Raw genomic sequence first — 22,270 nt, 5'->3', positions numbered from 1 at the left:
ATTGACGGTGGCCGGGGCTGATGCGAGCGTGGAACCATGCCCAACGATCTCGACATCTCCCGTGCCGCAAAGATGCAGCCCATCACCGCCGTCGCCCAAGCCGCCGGAATCCCGGACAACGCCTTGGAACTCTACGGCCGCTACAAGGCGAAAGTGGACCCGGCGCTTGTCCCGTCCCGTGAGGAGCTGGGCAAAGTCGTCCTCGTGACGGCCATGAGCCCCACTCCGGCAGGGGAGGGGAAGTCCACCGTGACCGTCGGGCTCGGGGACGCACTGGCGCGCGCCGGCCGAAAAACAGTGATTGCCCTGCGCGAGCCTTCCCTGGGCCCGGTCCTGGGCATGAAAGGCGGCGCGACGGGAGGCGGCTATTCCCAGGTAGTGCCGATGGAGGAAATCAACCTCCACTTCACCGGGGACTTCCATGCCATCACCAGCGCCAACAACGCCCTCGCTGCCCTGGTGGACAACCACATTTTCCAGGGCAACGCATTGCACATCGACCCGCGGCGGATCACTTTCAAGCGGGTCCTGGACATGAATGACCGCGCGCTGCGCAACATCGTCATCGGCCTCGGCGGGCCCACCCAGGGAACGCCGCGGGAGGACGGCTTTGACATCACCGTTGCGAGTGAGGTCATGGCAATCTTCTGCCTGGCGACCGGCATCGAAGACCTCACCTCCCGCCTGGCCCAGATCACGGTGGGTTATACCTATGACCGCAAACCCGTGACGGTGGCGGACCTCGGGGTCCAGGGTGCCCTGGCGCTGCTGCTCAAGGACGCCCTCAAACCCAATCTCGTGCAGACGATCGCCGGTACGCCCGCGCTGGTCCACGGCGGACCGTTCGCCAACATCGCCCACGGATGCAACTCGGTGATTGCGACGGGACTGGCCCGCGAACTGGCCGACGTCGTCGTGACCGAGGCCGGATTTGGTGCCGACCTGGGTGCCGAGAAGTACATGGATATCACCTCCCGGGTGGCAGATGTGGCCCCGGACGCCGTTGTGGTGGTGGCCACCGTCCGGGCGTTGAAGATGCACGGCGGAGTCCCCAGGGACCGTCTGGACGAACCAAACCCTGCCGGCCTGGAAGCCGGGACGGCGAACCTGCGCAGGCACGTGCGGAACATTGCCCGGTTCGGCCTGACGCCCGTGGTGGCAGTAAACCGCTTCACCACGGACACGCCGGAAGAACTGGACTGGCTCCTTAGCTGGTGCTCGGAAGAGGGCGTCGAGGCTGCGGTGGCTGATGTCTGGGCAGAGGGCGGCGGCGGACCCGGCGGTGACGACCTCGCAGCAAAGGTGCTGGAGGCCCTCCGCAAGCCTTCTGCGTTCGCGCCGCTGTACCCCCTGCAGATGAGCATCGAAGAGAAAATCCGCACGGTCGTGCAGGACATTTACGGAGCGGACGACGTCGAGTTTTCCGTCCCTGCGCTCCGCCGGCTGGAGGAAATCAAGGCCAATGGCTGGGAGCACTTCCCGGTGTGCATGGCCAAGACACAGTACTCGTTCTCGGACGATGCCACGAAGCTGGGTGCCCCGGTTGGTTTCACGGTGCACGTGCGGGATCTGGTGCCCAAGACCGGAGCGGGGTTCATCGTCGCCCTGACCGGCGCCGTGATGACCATGCCCGGGCTGCCCAAATCCCCGGCCGCTCTCCGGATGGGCGTGGCGCCGGACGGAACGCCGTCCGGTCTCTTCTAACGCCCTCGTCATCATCGAGATAGCAGAAAGTGCACGTCCCGGCGCCGGGACGTGCACTTTCTGCATCTCCATTTTTTTGGGGGAGGGGAGCTTAGCGCTCCACTTCGCCCCGGATGAACTGCTCGACCTTTTCGCGGGCCAGGTCATCGTTGTACTGCTCGGGCGGGGACTTCATGAAGTAGCTCGACGCCGAGAGGATGGGGCCGCCGACACCGCGGTCCAGCGCGATCTTCGCCGCACGGACGGCGTCGATGATGACGCCCGCGGAGTTGGGGGAGTCCCACACTTCCAGCTTGTACTCCAAGGACACCGGAGCGTCGCCGAAGTTCCGTCCTTCCAGGCGGACGAAGGCCCACTTGCGGTCATCCAGCCACGCAACGAAGTCGGACGGGCCGATGTGGACATCCTTGGCAGCCAGTTCGGCGGCGACATTGGAGGTGACGGCCTGCGTCTTGGAGATCTTCTTGGACTCCAGGCGCTCACGCTCGAGCATGTTCTTGAAGTCCATGTTGCCGCCCACGTTCAGCTGGTAGGTGCGGTCCAGCGTGACGCCGCGGTCTTCGAACAGCTTTGCCATGACGCGGTGAGTGATGGTGGCGCCGATCTGGCTCTTGATATCGTCGCCGACGATCGGCACGCCGGCGGCGGTGAACTTATCCGCCCATTCCTTAGTGCCGGCAATGAAGACGGGCAGGGCGTTGACGAATGCCACGCCGGCGTCGATGGCGCACTGGGCGTAGAACTTCGCCGCCTGCTCGGAACCGACCGGCAGGTAGCAGACCATGACATCAACGTTTGCGGCCTTGAGCTCGGCGACGATGTCTACCGGATCCTCGTCGGATTCGGAGATGGTCTCGCGGTAGTACTTGCCCAGTCCGTCGAGCGTATGGCCGCGCTGGACCTTGACGCCGGTCTCGGGGACGTCGGCGATCTTGATGGTGTTGTTCTCACTGGCACCAATGGCCTGGGCCAGGTCGAGTCCGACCTTCTTGGCATCGACGTCGAAAGCTGCGGCGAACTGAACGTCGCTGACGTGGTAGTCGCCAAACTGGACGTGCATCAGGCCGGGGACGGTTGCTGTCGGGTCGGCATCACGGTAGTAATGGACGCCCTGCACCAGCGATGCAGCACAGTTTCCAACACCAACGATTGCTACCCGGATCGGGTTATTTGCCACTGTTCTCCTTTGAAGGCTTTCCTGTGCCGCCGCCCGCCGCTGACGCGCGGATCTGCCGCAGCAGGCGGCGCAGGCAACTGACATAGTCTACTTCGTCCGGCAGTGACTCCCCGGGGCCGCCAATCCGGGCCGTTTCGCCGGGCTTCAGCACCTCACCCGGTGCCGGGCATGTCTGCCCTGGGCGGGCTGCTTCACCAGCTCAAAACTGAATCCGGCGCCCTGCAGACCCAGACCCGGCTCGCCCTCCGCTGACCGCTTTTGGACAACGGCCGGTGGCAGGGCCAACCGGGGCGCCTACGCTGGATGAACAGCGCCGGAGCCCTCCACTAGGAGTGAACCATGAGTCACATGCCAGCTGCCTTCCGTGCCCGCGCCGCCGTCGTACTGGCAGCCGCCGGACTTCTGGCCGGAGGCGGGCTCACCGCCTGCACCCAGAGCGGCGACGAATCCCCGCAGAGCCCGACGGCGGAGTCCTCCACATCCCCGCAGCTGGCCGACGAGTGTGAGCTGCCGGAACCTTCCGCCACCCCCAGCCCGGAGAACAGCGACTTCTCGGCAACGGATGCGGACAGTTCCGCGCTGGAAGTGGGCAGTGGTGCGCAGAAAGCCGTTGGCAGCTCCACCATCAGCAAGTCGGGAGACAGCTCCAGCACTGATTCCTCCAGCTTTACCGGACTGAACGCTGCCGTGCTGGTATCCGGAGGCGGCTCCCTGGCCATGAACGGGACCACGGTGGAAACCACGGGAGCCGGGGCCAACGGGGTGTTTGCCACCGGCACCGGATCCTCGGCGTCACTGCAGGATGTGAGCGTGAAGACCGAGGGCAGCTTTTCACATGCCCTGGAGGTCACCGAGGGCGGCAGCATCACTGCCGTCAGCCCGCAGCTCTCCACCGCCAGTGACCATTCCAGCGTTATCGCCACGGACCGCGGCGGGGGAGAGGTCCAAGTCAGCGGCGGGAACGCGACTGCCGGCGGCGAACTGTCCGCCGTCATTTATTCCACCGGGACCATTGCCGTATGCGGACTGACCGGATCATCGGCACTGGCCGAGGCCGCCGTCGTCGAGGGCGCCAACTCGGTGAGCGCAACAAGTTCCGACCTGACCGGCGGCACCCACGGCGCCTATCTGTACTCAAGCACGCCGGGAAACACCGGCGGAGGAACCTTCAGCATGTCCGGCGGATCACTGACGGCCAAGGACGGCAACGCCGTTTTCGTGGACGGCGTCAGTGCCGCCGTCAACCTCAGCAATGCAGCCAAACTGGACCCGGGAGCCGGCGCACTGATCAGCGTTTCCAACAACGGCAGTGCTTCGGCGTCGCTGCAGGAAACGGTGCTGGAAGGACAGCTGACCGCCGACGCCGGGAGCACGCTGTCGGTGTCCCTGGCTGCCAACAGCCAGGTCACCGGGACGCTGGGCAACGTTGGGCTGGAACTGGATAACACCAGCACGGTGGAACTCACGGCGGACTCCTCCGCCACGTCGGTCCAGGGCGCCCTGGTAACGGGCAGCGAGATCACCAACATCACGGGCAATGGCCACACGCTCACGTACGACCCGGCTGCAGAGGGCAACTCGTACCTGGGCGGCCAGGACTATCAGCTGTCCGGAGGCGGCACCCTCCAGCCCTCGTGAGGTTCCCGAGCGGGCAGTCTCAGGCGAACAGCGGATCTATGAGGCCATGAAGTTCGTCGCAGAGGACACCAGGTCCACACGGGAGCGCCTGCATACTGGAAGGCATGGATTCTTCGCCCCGCCGCCGGCAGATGCGCATTGTGGTCCCCAGCCGCAACGACCGGTTGCTGAGGCGTTTCACGGAAGTCATCGGCGGACCCCTGGGCCGCTTTACCGCCCCCGGGATCGTCTCCCCGGGATTCTTCACCGTGGAGCGCGTGCTCATCTTCATGACCACGGGGGCGGCTCTCCTGGCCCTGCTGGCCAAGACACCCTGCCGGCTCAACGGCTGGTCCGACCAGTTCTACCAGGCCTGCTATTCGGACTGGCCCGCGCTGTTCAGTGCCCGCGGACTTGGCGACGGCATCTACCCGTTCATCAGCTCCGGTTCGGAGTTCGAATACCCGGTGCTGCTGGGGCTGCTGGCGGGGTTCGTAGCCTGGCTGGTGCCCGCGGGGGCCGAGTCCCGCGGCCTGGTCTACTTCGACCTCAATGCGGTACTCGCTACGGCAGCCTGGATCGTTACGGTCGTGGCAACCATGCGCATGGCCAACCGCCGGCCCTGGGACGCGGCCATGGTGGCCGTGGCACCTGCGCTGATCCTGTCCGTCTACATCAACTGGGATATGTGGGCGGTGATGCTGGCGGCGCTGGGCATGCTCGCCTTCGCCCGGAACCGTCCCGTGGCCGCCGGGATCTTCTTTGGCCTGGGAACTGCGCTGAAGCTCTATCCCGTCCTCATCCTCGGAGCCATCCTCGTGCTCGCGCTGCGGACCTTGAAGCTGCGGCCCGCGCTGCTGACCTTCGGCGCCACGGCCGGAACCTGGCTGGTGGTGAACATTCCGTTCATGGTCCGCGACTACGAGGGCTGGAAGTACTTCTACGACTTCTCCGCCGAGCGCGGGTCCGGCAACTCCAGTGTCTGGCAGGCCTGGGACATCACGTTCCCGGAGCAGGCTGTAGACGCTGAATTCATCAGTTTCTGGGCGCTGTTCCTCTTTGCTGCGGCCTGTGCCGGAATCGCCGTCCTGGGCCTTGCCGCCCCGCGGCGGCCGCGGCTGGCCCAGCTGGCCTTCCTGATCGTCGCGGCCTTCATCCTCACCAACAAGGTGTACTCCCCGCAGTTCGTCCTGTGGCTGGTACCGCTGCTGGCGCTGGCACGGCCGCGCTGGCGGGACTTCCTGGTCTGGCAGTTCTTCGAGGTCATGCACTGGTGGGCCATCTGGCTCTACCTGGCAGCCGTGATCGGCGGCGGGCCCGCGGAGAACAACCTTGACGGAGGATGGTTCGTGCTGTCCGTCCTGGGGCACATGCTGGCCACGATGTACCTGATGGGGCGTGTGGTCATGGACATCCTGGATCCCCGCACGGATCCGGTGCGCCGGATGTCCATTGACGATCCGCAGGGCGGGCCCTTCGACCACGCCCCCGACCGGTGGCGGCTGAGGCTCCGCCGCCAGCGGGTACCCTTGGAAACGGACGCAGCCCCGGCGAAAGAAGCATTGTGACTCCCGCTCCCTACCGATTCCAGCAGCTGTCCCGCGAGGACTTCGAGGCGCTGGCAGACCGTCATGCCGACGTCGTTATCCCGCTCGAACAGACCCCGTACTGGGCGGATTTCGAAACGCGGCTGGGCCGGGACCCCTACGGCATCTGGGCCTATTACGACGGCGACAAGCTCGTTGCCACGGCAAGTTTCCTCCGCTCCCGGCGCCGGTTCCGGCCGTCCCTGGTCGCCGTCAACGGACCGACCTGGTTCGCGGAGCGGACCCCTGACGCTGAAGCCAGGCTGGTGCAGACCGTCCAGGCACAGTTCCGTGCCGATCCGGGGGTGAAGCCGCTCTACGTGCGCATGCAGGTGGAGCACCGCCGGGACCCGGTCACCGGCCCGCTGGAACACGGCTGGTACGAACGCGAAATCGTCGTCGACCTGACGCCTGACACCGAAAAGATCTTCGCCTCCTTCCGGTCCAACGCGCGGAACCTGATCCGCAAGGCGGAGAAGCTTGGCGTCCAGGTCCGCACCGTGGAACGGGACGCCTGGGCCAAGGTGTTCCGCACGGAGCTCTTCCCGATCATGCAGGAGACCGCCGCCCGCGACGGCTTTTCCAGCTTCGACTCCTCCTTCTACGAGACCCTCCTGGAGGAACTGGGCGACCATCTGCGCCTGATGGTCGCGTATGTGGAGGACAAGCCCGTCTCCTGGCTCATCACCACCGAGTACCGCGGCTACTCGGTCTACTACTTCGCCGCCAGCTCTCGGGACGCACGGAAGACCAACGCTCCCTACCTGCTGCTCTGGGAAGCGTTCAAGGTACTCAAGGACGCGGGAAACACCGCCTGCGGGCTGACCGGCATCGAAAGCGAGAACTACCCTTCGCTTGCCAACGTCACCACGTTCAAGCGGAACTTCTCCAAGACGGTCATCACGGTTCCGACCACGTATGACATTCCGCTGGCCCCGGCCCGCTACAAGGCCCTGGCAGCCGTCCTGCGGCTCCGCCGTGAGGCCCCGGCGAAGCTCCGGGCGATAGCCGGCCGAGTAAAGAACCTCCCGACGTCAGCGAAGGCACGCCGTGACTGATGTGACCGTGGTGGGAGCCGGGCCCAACGGCCTGGCCGCAGCCGTCACCATGGCCCGTGCCGGACTCTCGGTCCGGGTCCTGGAGGCGGCGCCCACCGCGGGCGGGGGATCCCGCACCCGGGAGCTGATGCAGCCCGGATACCGGCACGACATCTGCTCCGCTGTCCATCCCATGGCGCTGGCGGCACCGTTCTTCCGTGACTTTGGGCTGGCGGAGCGGATCCCGTTCGCCGTGCCCGTTGCCTCCTACGCCCAGCCCCTCGATCAGGGGCGCGCTGCCGTCGCGTACCGCGACCTGGAACGCACGGTCCAGGGGCTTGGCGTGGACGGACAGGCTTTCGGCGCACTGCTGCGCCCGCTGGTCGAACACAGCGAAGCCATCACCCGCATGCTGATGAACCCCCTGCTGCGGCTTCCCCGCGAACCGCTGGCCGCGCTGCGGTTCGCGGTGGCGGTGCTGGAGCAGGGAAGCGGAGCCTGGAACCGCCGGTTTGCCGGCGACGCCGCTCCAGCGCTGCTCACCGGCGTCATGGCCCACCCTGTGGGCCGCTTGCCCTCGCTGCCCTCGGCCGGGGGCGGCCTGCTCCTGGCAATGCTGGCCCACACCGTGGGCTGGCCTGTTCCGATTGGCGGATCACAGGCCATTGCGGATGCGCTGGTGGACGATCTGGTCCGGCACGGTGGGGAACTTGAAACCGGGCATACCGTGGATTCGCTGTCCGAGCTCTCCGGGTCCCGCGCCGTCCTCCTGGACACCGCGCCGGCCGGGCTGCTGAGGCTTGCGGGGGACCGGCTGCCCGCCCGGTACGCGCAGCGCCTGGAGAACTTCCGCTACGGCAACGCTGCCTGCAAGGTTGATTACATCCTTTCTGGCCCGGTCCCCTGGGCCAACACCGACGTGGCAGCCGCGGGAACCGTCCACGTCGGAGGGACACGGGAGGAAACTGCCGCAGCAGAAGCGGAGGTCGCGGCCGGACGCCACCCGGAACGGCCCTACGTCCTGCTCTCCCAGCCGAGCAGCTTCGACCCGTCCCGCACTCCGGACGGGCAGCACGTCCTGTGGGCGTACTGCCACGTTCCGGCCGGATCCGGCAAAGACATGACCGAAGAGGTCACCGCACAAATCGAGCGCTTCGCCCCCGGTTTCCGGGACCTCATACAGGACTCCACTGCGACGACGGCGCAGGGCCTCGCTGCGTACAACGAAAACTATGTCGGCGGAGACTTTGGGGCAGGTGCGCTAACCGTGGGCCAGATGCTCCGCCGCCCGGTGCTGTCGCCGAATCCGTGGGCCACCCCACTGCCCGGGGTGTACCTCTGCTCCGCCTCCACGCCGCCGGGTCCGGGCGTGCACGGGATGGGCGGCTTCCATGCAGCCGCGCTGGCACTGCGGCGGACCTTCGGCCTCCCGGTTCCCGCGCTGGGCCCGGACGGTCCGGCCTGACAGCCCGCTTGCTCCGGCGCGTCCCCGGGTGCCCCGGGCGTAAACGCAGTCTCCCAGGCGGTATCTTGTAGGTGCAGGCGGGCGGGCCGCAGGTAAGCTCAGCCGGGGGAAAACCATGACAGTGCCAGCGCGCGAGCGTGAACGCAGCCGCAAGCCGCGGATCCCGCCCCAGCCGGCTGTACGCTCCCGGCCAACCCGGATTATGCAGGCGTCCCCGGCAGCGGCCGCCGGCAGCGGCAGCCTCCGCGGCCGGCACCGGCCTCCGCGCCCGTGGTCCCGGACCGCCGTCGTCCTGGCAGGGCTGGGCGCCCTCTTGCTGGCAGCGGCCGGAATCCTCGGTTACCGCCATGTCAGCCACAATGTCCTCGGTCCAGCGGCGCAGGTGGAATCCTACCTGGCAGCGCTCGTCTCCGGTGATCATGCGGCCGCAGCGGAGCTACTCCCGCCAACCGGCGCCGCCACAGTTCAAGACGCGCAAATCTACGCCGCTGCTTCGAACCGGATCACAGGATATGAGGTCCTGGGCCAGGAGATGCGCGGCGGGGAGGCAGTGGTACGCACTGTCCTCCAGCAGCGGGGCGAGTCGAAAACGGTGGACTTCGCGCTGTCCCGGGCGGGCCGGGAAGCCGTTATTTTCGCGGGGTGGCAGCTGGACCATACTGCCGCCCGCGAGGTGGACGTTGCCGTTCCGTCCGGGACGGCCGCCATCCGCCTCAACGGAGTATCCGTACCCCTTTCCGGACAGGCCCGGACACTGCGCCTGCTTCCCGGCGAGTACGTCCTCGAGGGGCCCGAGAGCCGCTACATCAGCTACGGACCTGCCCGCACCATCGCGGTGGAGCCGGGGATGGCCGGGGCTCCCGTGCCCGTGCGCCTTTACGCCTCGGCCACGGCCACGCTCGCCCAAGACGTCCAGGCGCAGGGACAGGCATACCTTCTGGACTGCCTCAGCAGGCAGGAGACGGCCCCGGAGGCCTGCCCCAACGCGGCGTACGCCGGTGCGGATCCGGCGCGGTACCGGGGAATCGAGTGGACCCTGACCAAGGAACCCGTCTACCGCGTTACCGGCACCCCGGAAACCGGACTCGCCGTCTACGCGGCGGGCGGCAAGGCGCGAGCCACCTACCAGGAAGAAAGCGGCGGACGCTGGCAAACACGCACCGACGACGTCGGTATTGCCTTTGGCTCCGAACTCTCGGTCGCGGGGGACATCCTGGAGCTCGACTTCAGGCCGTAGCGGCCCAACGCGGGGAAAGCCCTTGCACTGCGGCCGGTGCCGTGGCGAACTGGAAACAGGAGGTTCCCATGACGGACACACCCGAACACCTGAACAACCATCACCGTGACACGCTGAACCAGATCCTGCGCCACCCGGTCTCACACAACATCGAGTGGAAACGGGTGCGTTCCCTGCTCGAGGAGGTGGCGGACACCACGCGGGAGCACAACGGGAAGTACGAGGTAACCCTGGCCGGGCACACTGACTACCTGACGCCCCCGCACGGCAAGGACATCGACGAACAGACTGTGGTGGACCTGAGACAGATGCTGGAGCGCGCCGGCTACTCCCTGCAGGAGTAACGGGCGCCTGAGCACTGCTACTCGACGGTGAGTTCGCCCATCCGCGACCACTCCTGGCCGTCGATCAGGGTGTTGATGATCTGCGGCGTCTCCACCAGCGCCGGAAGCATGTCCTTCATGGCCTGCTGGAAGTGGTCGCTGTTCACGTGGGCACCAGCCGCGTCGTCCTTGAAGGCTTCAACGAGCACGTACTCGTTGGGATCCTCCAGGCTCCGCGACCAGTCGAACCAGAGGTTCCCCGGCTCGGAACGGGTGGCGGCGGTGAAGCCGGCGGTCAGTTCAGGCCACCGTTCGGTCCACTCGGGCTTGACCTTGAACTTGACGACGATGAAGATCATCTTCTCCTGCTTTCGGTAGGGGGGCGGGACATCAATCCTATGCCCCGCCCCGCCGGGAACTCATGCGGGCTTCCGCCTCCCGGCGCAGTGGGAGGATGGAAGCGTGGCTCATCTCGACGTATCCAACATTGACTACTTCCTCTCCGACGGCAGGCAGCTGCTCAGCGGGGTCAGCTTCAAGGTCGGCGACGGCCACAAAACGGCCCTGATCGGACCGAACGGCACCGGCAAGACCACGCTGCTGCGCATTATTGCGGAGGAAATCAAACCCGACGAGGGCACGGTGTCCCGCTCTGGGAACATGGGCATCATGCGCCAGTTCGTGGGTCAGGTCCGGGACGGCAGCACCGTGCGGGATCTCCTCGTTTCCGCCGCGCCCCCGGCCATCGCCGCTGCCGCCCGCGCAGTGGATGAGGCTGAGCTGGCCATGATGGAGAACGACGACGAACCCACGCAGATGCGCTATGCCCAGGCCATCGCGGACTGGGGAGACGCCGGCGGGTACGAGCAGGAGACCGTCTGGGACGAAGTCACCATGGCCGCCCTGGGGATGCCGTTCGATTCGGCCCAGTACCGCAAGGCCAGCACCCTTTCCGGAGGGGAACAGAAACGCCTCGTCCTGGAAGCGCTGTTCACCGGCCCCGATCAGCTGCTCCTGCTGGACGAACCGGACAACTACCTGGACGTGCCGGGCAAGCGCTGGCTCGAAGCGAAGCTCGCCGAGTCGAAGAAGTCGGTGCTGTTCGTCAGCCACGACCGGGAGCTGCTGGCCAACGCCGCCACCCGGATTGTCACGCTGGAACCGGGCATCAACGGCGCCTCCGCCTGGATTCACGGAGGTGCCTTCGAGAGCTACGTCCAAGCCCGTGAGGATCGGAACGCCCGCTTCGAGGAGCTGCGGCGGCGCTGGGATGAGGAGCATGTGAAGCTCAAGGAACTCGTCAACATGTACAAGAACAAAGCTGCGTTCCGCTCCGACATGGCTAACCGGTACCACGCAGCCCAGACCCGGCTGGCCAAGTTCCTGGAGGCCGGCCCGCCTGAGGCGCTGCCGATCGAACAGAACGTCCAGATGCGCCTGCGCGGCGGCCGGACCGCCAAACGTGCCGTGGTCGCGGAAAAACTGGAGCTCACCGGACTGATGAAGCCGTTCAGCACCGAAATCTGGTTCGGTGACCGGGTGGGGGTCCTTGGATCCAACGGCTCCGGCAAGTCCCACTTCCTGCGTCTGCTGGCAGCCGGAGGAAGTGACCCGGACAAGGAACACGAACCGGTCTCGGAGGTTGAAATCGCCCCGGTTCCGCACGAAGGTTCCGTGAAGCTCGGCGCCCGGATCCGGCCCGGGTTCTTTGCCCAGACCATGCTGCGCCAGGACCTGCTGGGCAAAACCCTTCTGGACATCCTGCACCGCGGCGACGAGCACCGGTCCGGCCTGGGCCGCGAAGCGGCGGCCGGTGCACTGGACCGTTACGGCCTCGCCTCGCAGGGTGAGCAGAAATACGAGTCCCTCTCCGGCGGCCAGCAGGCGCGGCTGCAGATTCTGCTGCTGGAACTCTCCGGAGCCACGCTGCTGCTGCTCGACGAACCCACGGACAACCTGGACCTGCACTCAGCCGAGGCGCTGGAAAAGGCCATCGACGCCTTTGAAGGTACCGTCCTGGCCGTCACCCACGACCGCTGGTTCGCGCGCAGCTTCGACCGGTTCCTGGTCTTCGGTTCCGACGGCCGCGTGTATGAGTCCGAGGAACCGGTGTGGGACGAGAAAAGGGTCGAACGGGTCCGCTAACGGAGCTCACCTGCACATTTCCCTCCGGAGGCCCCTGGACTCCAGAATGATGGTGTGAACACCAAAACCCTGGACCGGGCCCTTCTGGCTGTCTTCGCAGTTTTCGCCCTCAACGGTCTGATTTTCGCCAGCTGGGCGGCGCGGATTCCCGCCGCGGCCCAGGCCCTGGACATCGGTTCTGCCGGGGTGGGACTGCTGCTGCTCTTCTCCGCAGTGGGCTCCGTGGGAGCCCTGCCGCTGGCCGGAGCGCTGGCCCAGCGGGTGGGGACCGCCAACGCAGTGCGGGCCGGCGGGCTGCTCGCCTCCGCAGCCGCACTGGTCATCGCGGCGGGACTCTCTGCCGGATCGATCCCCCTGACTGCCGCCGGACTGCTGATCTTCGGCTCCGGCATTGGTCTCTGGGATGTGGCCATGAACCTGGAAGGCACGGAGGTAGAGCGGGGACTGCGCAGGACCCTGATGCCCAAGTTCCACGGGGCCTTCAGCGGCGGTGCGTTCCTGGGCGCGATGATCGGTGCCGGCCTGTCTGCCCTGAACGTCAGTCTCCCTGTGCACCTGATCGGAATCGTGGCGGTGGCAGTTGTACTGGTGATCCTGGTGCCCAGGGCCTTCCTGCCGGATTCCCCCGAAATCCGTGATCCGCAGGAGGAGGCAACGGCCAGGCCTTCCAGCTTCGGCGCCTGGAAAGAGGGCCGCACTCTGCTGATCGGCGTCGTCGTCCTGGGTGCGGCACTTACCGAAGGCGCCGCCAACGACTGGGTGGCCAAGGCAACCGTGGACGGGCTGGATGCCTCAGAAACAGCAGGTGCCGTGATGTTCGGCTTGTTCGTTGCGGCCATGACCGCCACCCGCTGGTTTGGTGCCCGCCTGATCGACCGCATGGGCCGGGTCCGGGCGCTGCGGCTGTGCATGGGTGCCTCCCTTGCGGGACTGATCCTTTTTGTCTTCGCTCCCAGCCTCTGGCTCGCCGGCATCGGCGTCATCCTGTGGGGCATCGGAGCCGCACTGGGCTTTCCCATGGGAATGTCCGCTGCCGGTGACGATCCCGTGCACGCCGCAGGACGCGTCTCGGTGGTCTCGACCCTCGGCTACACGGCATTCTTCGTGGGACCGCCGCTGCTGGGCTTCCTCGGCGAGCTTTGGGGGCTGCGCAACGCACTGCTCGTCGTCGGCGCAGCAATGCTGATGTCCATCGTGTTTGCCCCGGTTGCTGCCGAGCGTGACCCCGAGGAGCTGCATGCAGGAAATCCTGCCTCCTAGGGTGTATTTCCAGCCAAAGTTCCCGCGCTGTCACCTTCCGGACTGAAACTGTCCGGATAAGCACTATCCAGCGGGTGCGGGCAGTCCTAACCTGTTCGCATGTCCCTTCCCTTCAACCCCAACAACCAGGTGCGCCCGGTCTCGGAAGGCCGGCGAGATCCACTGATTCAGGCACGCGGCCTGACTAAGGTCTATAAGTCCAAATCCGGGCCGGTGTTTGCCCTTGACGGCCTTGATATTGGTGTTCCGCAGGGCACGGTAACGGCACTGCTGGGACCGAACGGTGCCGGGAAAACGACGGCGGTCAAGGTGCTCACTACCCTGATCAAGCCCAATGCCGGAACCGCCTCCATCGACGGAATCGACGTCGCGGCACGGCCGAAGGATGTCCGCCGGATCATCGGGGTCTCCGGACAGTACTCTGCGGTGGATGAGAACCTGACCGGCATCGAGAACCTCCGGATGGTCGGCAAGCTCTACCACCTGCCCACGGCGCAGGCCCGGCAGCGTGCCGGTGAATTGATCGAGCAGTTCGACCTGGCCGAGGCCGGCAACCGGCCGGTTAAGGGCTATTCCGGCGGCATGAGACGCCGGCTCGACCTGGCCGGTGCGCTGGTCAACAATCCCCGGGTCCTGTTCCTGGATGAACCCACGACCGGCCTGGACCCGCGAAGCCGGCTGGCGCTCTGGGATGTCATCAAATCCCTGGTAGCTGCCGGTACCACCCTGCTGCTGACCACCCAGTACCTGGAGGAGGCGGACCAGCTGGCGGACACGGTTGCCGTGATCGACGGCGGCAAGGTGATTGCCGAAGGCACCTCGGACCAGCTCAAGGCGCGGATCGGCGGGCACCGGGTAGCCGTGGCACTGGTGGAGGGATTCGACTCCGATGCGGCCCGGAACATCCTGGCGCGCTACGGCAGCGGGGAAGTCCACACCGCAACCGACGGCCGGGCCCTCGAGGTCGCGGTCACCGAAGGTCCGCCGGCACTGGAGCAGGTGCTGCGGGACCTGGCCGCTGAAGGAATCGAACTGCACGACGCCGGTATCCGGCGCCCGACCCTCGATGACGTGTTCCTGAAGCTCACCGGACACACCACCGAGGAAGAAAAGGAAGATGCCAAAAAGGCGAGGGCAGCACGATGAGCGCCGCAACAGCCACTGCCAGGTTCCAGGACGGTTCCGGAACCACGGCCGGCAGCTGGGTATCCGACGGCTGGACCGTCACCAAGCGGAACCTGATCAAGATCCGCCGCACGCCGGACATGGTCGTGTTCGCGGTACTGCAGCCGATCATGTTCGTGCTGCTGTTCAGCCAGGTCTACGGCGGATCCATCCAAGTGGCCGGCACCAATTACACGCAGTACCTGATGGCAGGCATCTTCGCGCAGACGGTGGTGTTCGGCTCCACGTTCTCCGGGTCAGCCATGGCCCAGGACCTGAAGGAAGGGATCATTGACCGCTTCCGTACCCTGCCCATGAGCCCTTCGGCGGTGCTGATCGGACGGACAAACTCGGACCTGGTGCTGAACGGAATCTCGGTGATCATCATGATGTGCACCGGGCTGCTGGTGGGGTGGCGGGTCAATACGTCCTTCTGGGAATTCCTGGGCGGGGTGGGCCTGCTGCTGCTCTTCTCCTACGCCTTCAGCTGGGTCATGGCGCTGCTGGGCATGTCGGTGCGTTCCCCGGAGGCGATCAACAATGCCTCCTTCATCATCCTGTTCCCGATCACCTTCATCTCCAATGCTTTTGTGCAGAGTTCCACGCTGCCGGAACCGCTGCGGACCATCGCCGACTGGAATCCGGTCTCCGCCCTGGTCCAGGCCGTCCGCCAGCTCTTCGGCAACCTGGGTTCGACGCCGGTTCCGGACACCTGGCCCATGCAGAACCCGATCACCACGGTGCTGGTCGGCTCCGCGCTCATGCTGGTGGTTTTCGTACCCCTGGCAGTACGCAAGTTCGAGGCGGTGAGTTCCCGCTAGGACCCGACCCGCGAACGGAAGGACACCCCCATGATCGAGGCAGCAGGACTCACCAAGCGCTTTGGCAGCAAGACGGCCGTCGACAGCATCACTTTCTCCGTCCAGCCCGGAAAGGTGACCGGGTTCCTTGGCCCCAACGGAGCCGGGAAATCGACCACCATGAGGCTGATCGTCGGACTGGACCATCCCACCGCCGGGAAGGTGATCGTCAACGGCAAGCCCTATGACCGGCACCGGATGCCGCTGCACGAGGTGGGCGCACTGCTCGAGGCCAAGGCCGCTCATCCCAAGCGCAGCGCTTACAACCACCTGCGGGCCATGGCCGCGACCGAAGGCATCCCGGCTTCGCGGGTCAAGGAGGTCATTGAGCTCACCGGGCTGGGGCCGGCAGCCAGGAAACGGGTCGGCGGGTTCTCGCTGGGCATGGGCCAGCGCCTGGGTATCGCCGCCGCCCTGCTGGGGGACCCGCAGACGCTGATCCTGGATGAACCGGTGAACGGCCTGGATCCCGAAGGCGTGAAGTGGGTCCGCTTCCTGGTCAAGGGCCTCGCCGCGGAAGGCCGCACGGTTTTCATCTCCTCCCATCTGATGAGCGAGATGGCTGTCACCGCAGACCACCTCATCGTGATCGGCCGCGGAAGGATCCTGGCCGACGCTCCGATCGACGAAGTCCTCACCAGCGGCCAAAAGGAGCGGGTCCTGGTGCGCGCGGACGACGCCGATGCCCTGGCAGCCGCCGTAGGGTCGCCGGGCGTGGAGGTACGCAGGACGGCGGCGGACGAACTGGAGATCCTGGGCCTGCCGGCCCGCAGCATCGCCGAAACCGCCTTCACCCGGGGAATCCTCATCACCGGACTGATCCCACAGCAGGAAACCCTTGAAGATGCCTACATGGAGTTGACCGGCGGCGAGGTCGAGTACCGTTCCGGGCCGGTCAGCGAGCAGGCGCTCCCGGCTGCCGAAGGGCAGGGCAAATGAGCACGGCCGCAGCTCCCGCATCCCGGACGCCCCGCGCCTGGTCCGGCGGACCGGTGACGTTTGGGCGGGTGCTCCGCTCGGAGTGGATCAAGACGAATACCGTGCCGTCAACGGTCATTCTGCTGGCGGTGAGCTTCGCGGTCATGGTTGGACTTGGAACCCTGGTCGCATGGGGCATTGTCCAGCTCGCCAGCGATCCGGAGTCCGGCCCGCCGCAGGGGATTGGGCAGTCGCTTCAGAGTGCCGCGTACGATGTTCCGGCCGCAGGCCTGCCGTTCGGCCAGCTCCTGATCGCCGCCCTGGCGGTGGTGGTGATCGGCTCCGAATACACCACCGGCATGATCCGCAGCACCATGGTGGCGGTGCCCACCCGCACCCCCGCCCTGCTGGCCAAGACCCTGGTGATCGCCGTCATTTCCTTTGTGCTCGGCGTCGTGGCCGCCTTCACGACCTATCTGCTGGCCCAGCCGATACTCGCCGGCTCAGACCTGGACTTTGGACTGGACGCCCCTTGGGTGCTGCCTTCCATCATCAACACCGGTACGGTCCTGGCCCTTATAGCCATCATGGGTGTGGGGATCGGCGCCCTCCTGCGCAACACCGCCGGGGGAGTGGTGACCCTGGTTGGCGCCCTGTTCGTACTGCCGATTATTGCCGGCCTCCTGACCGGGCTGGCGGACTGGGTCGAAGACGCGGCCCGGTTCCTGCCCAGCAGTGCTGCGGCCCAGCTTGTGGCTACGAACATCCAGCCGGGTCAGTTCAACCAGGTGGAGGGCGGCCTGATCCTCGCCGGCTGGGCCGTGATCCTGCTGGCCGCCGCCGCCGTCGTCCTGAAGAAGCGGGACGTTTAGGCTCCGCCCTGACCGGACTCAGGGCGGACCCGCAGTCATCCCTAAGGGTGAGCCCTGAAAAGTCCTGAATCATCCCTTGGAACGGTCCGGTGGCCGCTGCACTCGCATAGGCTGGGGGCAGCCCCCACGAACCTGTCCGTTCCAACATGAGGATTCCAATGATCGAGGCACACGGCCTCTCGAAACGCTACGGCGCCAAAACGGCAGTCGACAACGTTTCTTTCACTGTCCAGCCGGGCAAAGTCACCGGCTTCCTGGGCCCGAACGGTGCCGGCAAGTCCACCACCATGCGCATGATCGTGGGACTGGACCGGCCCAGCGCCGGCACGGTCACCGTCAACGGTGCACCGTACGCCCGGCACAAGGCACCGCTGCATGAAGTGGGTGCGCTGCTGGACGCCAAGGCAGTCCACACCCGCCGCTCGGCATACAACCACCTGCGCGCCATGGCCGCGACCCACGGCATCTCCAACAAGCGCGTCAACGAGGTCATTGAGCTGACCGGGCTGGGGTCCGTGGCGAAGCGGCGGGTTGGCGGCTTCTCCCTGGGCATGGGCCAGCGGCTCGGCATCGCCGTCGCAATGCTGGGGGATCCCAGCACCCTGATCCTGGACGAACCCGTCAACGGTCTCGATCCCGAAGGCGTGCTCTGGGTCCGCAACCTGGCCCGCGGCCTGGCAGCCGAGGGCCGCACGGTCTTCCTCTCCTCCCACCTGATGAGCGAAATGGCCGTCACGGCGGACCACCTGATCGTCATTGGCCGCGGCCGGATCATCGCCGACGCCCCGATCCAGGAAATCATTGACGGCGGCGGACGCCAGCGCACCCGGGTACGCACCGACAACGCTGCCGATCTCTTGCCGGTCCTTGAAGGACAGGGCGCGGAGATCAAACGCATTGAGGACGGGCTCTTCGAAATCAGCGGCGCCGATTCACGCTCCATCGCGGAAATTGCGCTGGACCGCCGGATCCTGCTCACGGAACTGACTCCGATCCAGGTCTCGCTCGAAGACGCCTACATGGAACTCACCCGGGACGACGTTGAATACAAGTCCCACGGATTTAGCCAGGAACCGGCTGCAGCAGCCGAGCCTGTTGTGGAAGGAACCCGAGCATGAGCACCGCAACCGCGCCCGCGCCCACGCGCAGAGCAGCCCGTCCCGACGGCAGCGGCGTGAACTTCGCCCGGATCCTGCGCTCTGAGTGGATCAAGGTGACCACGGTCCCTTCCACTGTGATCCTGCTGGCTACCACGCTGGTGGTCATGGTGGGGATCGCGGCACTTGTTGCCTGGAGCTGGGCGACGACCGCCCAGATGCTCTCGGACGATCCCGCGATGGGTCCGGCCATGGGCGTTGGATCCGGCATGGACCTGCAGGCCATGGTCTATGACACACCAGCCTCGGGCGTGCTGTTCGGCCAGCTCCTGATTGCGGCCCTCGCTGTGGTCCTTGTTGCCTCCGAGTACAGCACCGGAATGATCCGCTCCACGATGGTGGCAGTTCCCACCCGCACGCCGGCGCTGCTCGCGAAGGCAATTATCACTGCGGTTATTGCCTTCGTCATCGGGGTCGTTGGGGCTTTTGCCAGCTTCCTGATCAGCCAGCCCCTGCTGGCACCGGAGAACCTTGACTTCGGCCTGGACGCCCCTTGGGTACTGCCCAGCATCATCAACACCGGAACGCTCCTGGCCGCAATCGCGGTGATGGGTGTTGCTACCGGGTCCCTGCTGCGCAGCACGGCCGGCGGCGTCGTCACCATCATCGGCGTGCTCTTCGTCCTGCCGGTGATCGTTCAGCTGATCTCCGGGCTGGCGGACTGGATTCCCGACGCCGCCCGCTTCCTTCCCAGCAGTGCCGGAACCCAGCTGGTAGCCACCAGCATTTCCGACGGTGCCCTGAACCAGCTAGAGGGCGGGCTCGTCCTGGGTGGATGGGCCCTCCTGCTGCTGATCGCATCGCTGGTTGTGAACAAGGTCCGGGACGTCTAGGACCTGACAGGCCCGCCCGGCTGCCAAAGGCCGGGCTGCATAAACCCGGTGGAGGGGAACGCGGATGAACGGCCGCGCTCCCCTCCACTGTTATGTCCGCCGCTTCCCGTTCCCGGTCCCGGTTTCTGGTTGAATCGGACTATGAATCCAACGCCGCACGAACACGTCACCGACCTGGCCGAATACGTTGCCGCCTCGCCGTCGAGCTTCCACGCCGCGCGGACCGCAGCGGACCGGCTCGCGGCCGCCGGTTTCACGGAGCTGCGCGAAGACTCGAACTGGCCGGCCGCACCCGGCCGTTATGCAGTGGTGCGCGACGGCGCCTTCATTGCCTGGATCGTTCCGGAGGACGCCACGCCGACCACCGGCTTTAACATCTTCGGCACCCACACCGACTCGCCCACGTTCAAGCTCAAGCCTTCCTCCACCACCGGAAAGTTCGGCTGGCTGCAGGCGGGCGTGGAGGTCTACGGCGGGCCGCTGCTGAACTCCTGGCTGGACCGGGAGCTGGAGCTGGCCGGACGGCTGGTGACGCTCGACGGCGTCGAGCACCTGGTTGCGACCGGTCCGCTGCTGCGCTTCCCGCAGCTTGCCATCCACCTGGACCGCGCAGTGAATGAGGGCCTGCTGCTGGATAAGCAGCAGCACATGAATCCTGTCTGGGGCCTGGGTGATCCTTCGTCAGCGGACCTGCTGGGACTCCTTGCAGCCAAGGCCGGCCTGGACCGGGAGGAGATCGGCGGGTACGACGTCGTTGCCGCCGACACCCAGCCGGCCCAGGTCTTTGGCGCCAATGCGGAGTTCTTCGCCTCCGGCCGGCTGGACAATCTCTCTTCGGTGCATGCCGGCCTGCAGGCGCTGGAGGCAGCTGCCGCCGCCAAGGCCGGCGGGTCGATTGCCGTCCTGGCCGCCTTCGACCATGAGGAAGTCGGCTCCGGCAGCCGGTCAGGCGCTGCGGGACCGTTCCTCGAGGACGTCCTGGCGCGGATCAGCTCCGGGCTGGGCGCCGGTGCCGTCGAAGCGCAGCGCGCGTTCGCGGCGTCGTTCTGCATCTCCGCCGACGCAGGCCACGCCGTGCACCCCAACTACGCCGAACGCCATGACCCCGCCAACCGGCCGGTCCTGAACGGCGGCCCGCTGCTGAAGATCAATGCCAACCAGCGGTACACCACCGACGCACCGGGCGCTGCGTACTGGGCCGGGCTGTGCCGGGAAGCCGGGGTGCCCTACCAGGAGTTCGTCTCGAACAACTCGATTCCCTGCGGCTCCACCATCGGGCCGCTGACGGCGACACGGCTGGGGATCCGGACCATCGACGTCGGGATTCCCCTGCTCTCGATGCATTCGGCCCGCGAGATGGCCGGTGTCAGCGATCCGTACCGGCTTTCCCAGGCCGCGGAGCTTTTCTTCACCCGCTAGCCGGAGGAGCGCAGGGGGCGGATACCCGTCCACAGGTGAACTTTGCCCCGGTGAAAATCCGATAGGATAGGGGAGTCTGTGCTGTCGGCTATGGCTGGCAGGTTCTGTGCGTGCTGCGGGTAATCCGCCGCCGCAGGGAGCAAAGACAACGCTAAAGAACCTCCTGTTACGGAAATACCGTGACCGTATAGCCCAAAGGAGGTGGGTTCACAAATGCGTGCTTATGAACTGATGGTAATCATCGACCCCGAGGTCGAAGAGCGTACCGTGGAGCCTTCGCTCGACAAGTTCCTCAATGTTGTCCGCAACGACGGTGGAACCGTCGACAAGGTCGACATCTGGGGCCGTCGCCGCCTGGCCTACGAAATCAAGAAGAAGGCTGAAGGCATCTACGCGGTGGTTAACTTCACCGCCAGCCCTGCAGCAGCTGCTGAACTTGACCGCCAGCTTGGCCTCAACGAGACCATCCTGCGCACCAAGATCATCCGCCCCGAAGACCAGAAGGTTGTCGCCGAGTAGTTTCGGCCCACCCTTTATTCGTCAATGAAAGGCCCGCTCACCCGGGCCGAGACACCAGGAGGCATACATGGCAGGCGAGACAACGATCACCGTGGTCGGAAACCTGACGAATGATCCGGAACTCCGGTTCACCCCGTCCGGTTCGGCAGTGGCGAACTTCACCATTGCCTCGACGCCGCGCACCTTCGATCGGCAGTCCAACGAATGGAAGGACGGCGAAACGCTGTTCCTCCGCGCGTCGGTCTGGCGTGAAGCTGCGGAAAACGTCGCCGAATCCCTGACCAAGGGAACCCGCGTCGTCTGCCAGGGCCGCCTGAAGTCCCGTTCATACGAGACCAAAGAAGGCGAGAAGCGCACCGTCATGGAGCTCGAGGTCGATGAAATCGGCCCCTCGCTCCGGTACGCCTCTGCAAAGGTCACCCGCACCCAGCGCTCCGGCGGCGGTGGCGGTGGCTTCGGTGGAAATGCTGGAAATTCCGGCGGCTTCGGCGGCAACTCCAACTCCGGTTGGGGCGGCCAGCAGCAGCAGCAGTCCGCACCTGCGGACGATCCCTGGGGCGCCCCTGCGGGCGGCAACTCAGGCGGCTGGGGAGCCGGCCCGGATTCCAACGATCCGCCCTTCTAAGCAGTACCTGGTGCCGCAAGGCGCCAACCTCTGACGGCAACCGCCGTCGAGCCCATCCCGTGGAATGAATCCACGGGCTCCACTAGACATAAGGAGCTCCACGATGGCTAAGGCTGAACTTCGCAAGCCCAAACCAAAGTCCAATCCCTTGAAGGCCGCTGACATCACTGTCATCGACTACAAGGACGTAGCATTGCTGCGCAAGTTCATTTCCGACCGCGGAAAGATCCGCGCTCGTCGCGTAACTGGCGTATCCGTGCAGGAACAGCGCAAGATCGCACAGGCAATCAAGAACGCCCGTGAAGTTGCACTCCTGCCTTACTCCGGCGCTGGCCGCGGCTAAAGGAAAGGA

21 protein-coding genes are annotated in these 22,270 nt (G+C 66.0%); 19 read left to right on the top strand and 2 right to left on the bottom strand.

Going from position 1 to position 22,270, the window contains the following annotated elements; all coding sequences use genetic code 11:
* Positions 1-36 precede the first annotated feature (36 nt).
* The gene (locus tag LOC59_RS14035) at positions 37-1,704 is read left to right on the top strand and encodes a formate--tetrahydrofolate ligase (protein WP_227915917.1); all 1,668 of its coding nucleotides are present in this window, start codon (positions 37-39) and stop codon (positions 1,702-1,704) included.
* Positions 1,705-1,795: 91 nt separating this feature from the next.
* Here the strand turns inward: LOC59_RS14035 and LOC59_RS14030 are convergent, their stop codons facing one another.
* Complete coding sequence (locus LOC59_RS14030) at positions 1,796-2,881, bottom strand: inositol-3-phosphate synthase (protein WP_227896404.1); 1,086 nt, start codon at positions 2,879-2,881, stop codon at positions 1,796-1,798.
* A gap of 339 nt (positions 2,882-3,220) precedes the next feature.
* Between LOC59_RS14030 and LOC59_RS14025 the strand changes: the two genes are divergently transcribed.
* The 6 genes from LOC59_RS14025 (at position 3,221) to LOC59_RS14000 (ending at position 10,167) form a co-directional block, all read left to right on the top strand.
* Positions 3,221-4,519 carry a hypothetical protein gene (locus tag LOC59_RS14025; RefSeq protein ID WP_229972683.1) on the top strand — a complete coding sequence of 433 codons (1,299 nt, stop codon included), beginning with the start codon at positions 3,221-3,223 and terminating at the stop codon, positions 4,517-4,519.
* 104 nt (positions 4,520-4,623) lie between these two features.
* The gene (locus LOC59_RS14020) at positions 4,624-6,066 is read left to right on the top strand and encodes a glycosyltransferase family 87 protein (protein ID WP_229972681.1); all 1,443 of its coding nucleotides are present in this window, start codon (positions 4,624-4,626) and stop codon (positions 6,064-6,066) included.
* The gene (locus LOC59_RS14015; RefSeq protein ID WP_229972679.1) at positions 6,063-7,142 is read left to right on the top strand and encodes a lipid II:glycine glycyltransferase FemX; all 1,080 of its coding nucleotides are present in this window, start codon (positions 6,063-6,065) and stop codon (positions 7,140-7,142) included. Before LOC59_RS14020 ends, LOC59_RS14015 begins: the two co-directional genes overlap by 4 nt.
* A complete protein-coding gene (locus LOC59_RS14010; RefSeq protein ID WP_227915922.1) occupies positions 7,135-8,586 on the top strand; it encodes a phytoene desaturase family protein in 1,452 nt (483 codons plus the stop codon). The genes LOC59_RS14015 and LOC59_RS14010 overlap by 8 nt, the downstream gene beginning before the upstream one ends.
* 115 nt (positions 8,587-8,701) lie before the next feature.
* Positions 8,702-9,823: a hypothetical protein gene (locus LOC59_RS14005; RefSeq protein WP_229972677.1), complete on the top strand. Its 1,122-nt coding sequence runs from the start codon at positions 8,702-8,704 to the stop codon at positions 9,821-9,823.
* Positions 9,824-9,891: 68 nt separating this feature from the next.
* Positions 9,892-10,167 carry a hypothetical protein gene (locus LOC59_RS14000; RefSeq protein ID WP_227896398.1) on the top strand — a complete coding sequence of 92 codons (276 nt, stop codon included), beginning with the start codon at positions 9,892-9,894 and terminating at the stop codon, positions 10,165-10,167.
* 17 nt (positions 10,168-10,184) lie between these two features.
* Here LOC59_RS14000 and LOC59_RS13995 read toward each other — a convergent pair whose 3' ends face one another.
* Entirely contained in the window at positions 10,185-10,505 is a 321-nt protein-coding gene (locus LOC59_RS13995; RefSeq protein ID WP_227896397.1) for a putative quinol monooxygenase, read from the bottom strand.
* 103 nt (positions 10,506-10,608) lie between these two features.
* Between LOC59_RS13995 and LOC59_RS13990 the strand changes: the two genes are divergently transcribed.
* From LOC59_RS13990 to rpsR, 12 genes are all read left to right on the top strand, one after another.
* Positions 10,609-12,291 (top strand): ABC-F family ATP-binding cassette domain-containing protein, encoded by a 1,683-nt coding sequence (locus LOC59_RS13990; RefSeq protein ID WP_227896396.1) that lies wholly within the window; start codon positions 10,609-10,611, stop codon positions 12,289-12,291.
* Between the two features lie 54 nt (positions 12,292-12,345).
* Positions 12,346-13,551 (top strand): MFS transporter, encoded by a 1,206-nt coding sequence (locus tag LOC59_RS13985; RefSeq protein WP_229972674.1) that lies wholly within the window; start codon positions 12,346-12,348, stop codon positions 13,549-13,551.
* 99 nt (positions 13,552-13,650) lie between these two features.
* Entirely contained in the window at positions 13,651-14,697 is a 1,047-nt protein-coding gene (locus LOC59_RS13980) for an ATP-binding cassette domain-containing protein (RefSeq protein WP_229972672.1), read from the top strand.
* On the top strand, positions 14,694-15,536 hold the full coding sequence (locus LOC59_RS13975; RefSeq protein ID WP_227896393.1) for an ABC transporter permease: 843 nt from the start codon (positions 14,694-14,696) through the stop codon (positions 15,534-15,536). Before LOC59_RS13980 ends, LOC59_RS13975 begins: the two co-directional genes overlap by 4 nt.
* 30 nt (positions 15,537-15,566) lie before the next feature.
* Entirely contained in the window at positions 15,567-16,514 is a 948-nt protein-coding gene (locus LOC59_RS13970; RefSeq protein ID WP_227896392.1) for an ABC transporter ATP-binding protein, read from the top strand.
* Complete coding sequence (locus LOC59_RS13965; protein WP_227915928.1) at positions 16,511-17,365, top strand: ABC transporter permease subunit; 855 nt, start codon at positions 16,511-16,513, stop codon at positions 17,363-17,365. The genes LOC59_RS13970 and LOC59_RS13965 overlap by 4 nt, the downstream gene beginning before the upstream one ends.
* A 158-nt stretch (positions 17,366-17,523) precedes the next feature.
* Positions 17,524-18,483, top strand: coding sequence for an ABC transporter ATP-binding protein (locus LOC59_RS13960; RefSeq protein WP_227896390.1), 960 nt, complete (start codon positions 17,524-17,526; stop codon positions 18,481-18,483).
* Positions 18,480-19,355, top strand: a complete 876-nt coding sequence (locus tag LOC59_RS13955; RefSeq protein ID WP_227896389.1) for an ABC transporter permease — start codon at positions 18,480-18,482, stop codon at positions 19,353-19,355. The genes LOC59_RS13960 and LOC59_RS13955 overlap by 4 nt, the downstream gene beginning before the upstream one ends.
* Positions 19,356-19,496: 141 nt before the next feature.
* The gene (locus tag LOC59_RS13950) at positions 19,497-20,774 is read left to right on the top strand and encodes a M18 family aminopeptidase (RefSeq protein WP_227915929.1); all 1,278 of its coding nucleotides are present in this window, start codon (positions 19,497-19,499) and stop codon (positions 20,772-20,774) included.
* A 213-nt stretch (positions 20,775-20,987) separates the two neighbouring features.
* Complete coding sequence (gene rpsF, locus LOC59_RS13945) at positions 20,988-21,293, top strand: 30S ribosomal protein S6 (RefSeq protein WP_066300367.1); 306 nt, start codon at positions 20,988-20,990, stop codon at positions 21,291-21,293.
* Positions 21,294-21,360: 67 nt separating this feature from the next.
* Positions 21,361-21,918 (top strand): single-stranded DNA-binding protein, encoded by a 558-nt coding sequence (locus LOC59_RS13940; protein WP_191745394.1) that lies wholly within the window; start codon positions 21,361-21,363, stop codon positions 21,916-21,918.
* Between the two features lie 103 nt (positions 21,919-22,021).
* Positions 22,022-22,261, top strand: a complete 240-nt coding sequence (gene rpsR, locus LOC59_RS13935) for a 30S ribosomal protein S18 (RefSeq protein WP_007269381.1) — start codon at positions 22,022-22,024, stop codon at positions 22,259-22,261.
* Positions 22,262-22,270: the final 9 nt, after the last annotated feature.

This window comes from Arthrobacter sp. zg-Y916 (assembly GCF_020907385.1).
Lineage (GTDB): Bacteria > Actinomycetota > Actinomycetes > Actinomycetales > Micrococcaceae > Arthrobacter_B > Arthrobacter_B caoxuetaonis.
The sequence above is the reverse complement of the archived record's forward strand: the minus strand, read 5'-3'. Positions and strand labels throughout refer to the sequence as shown.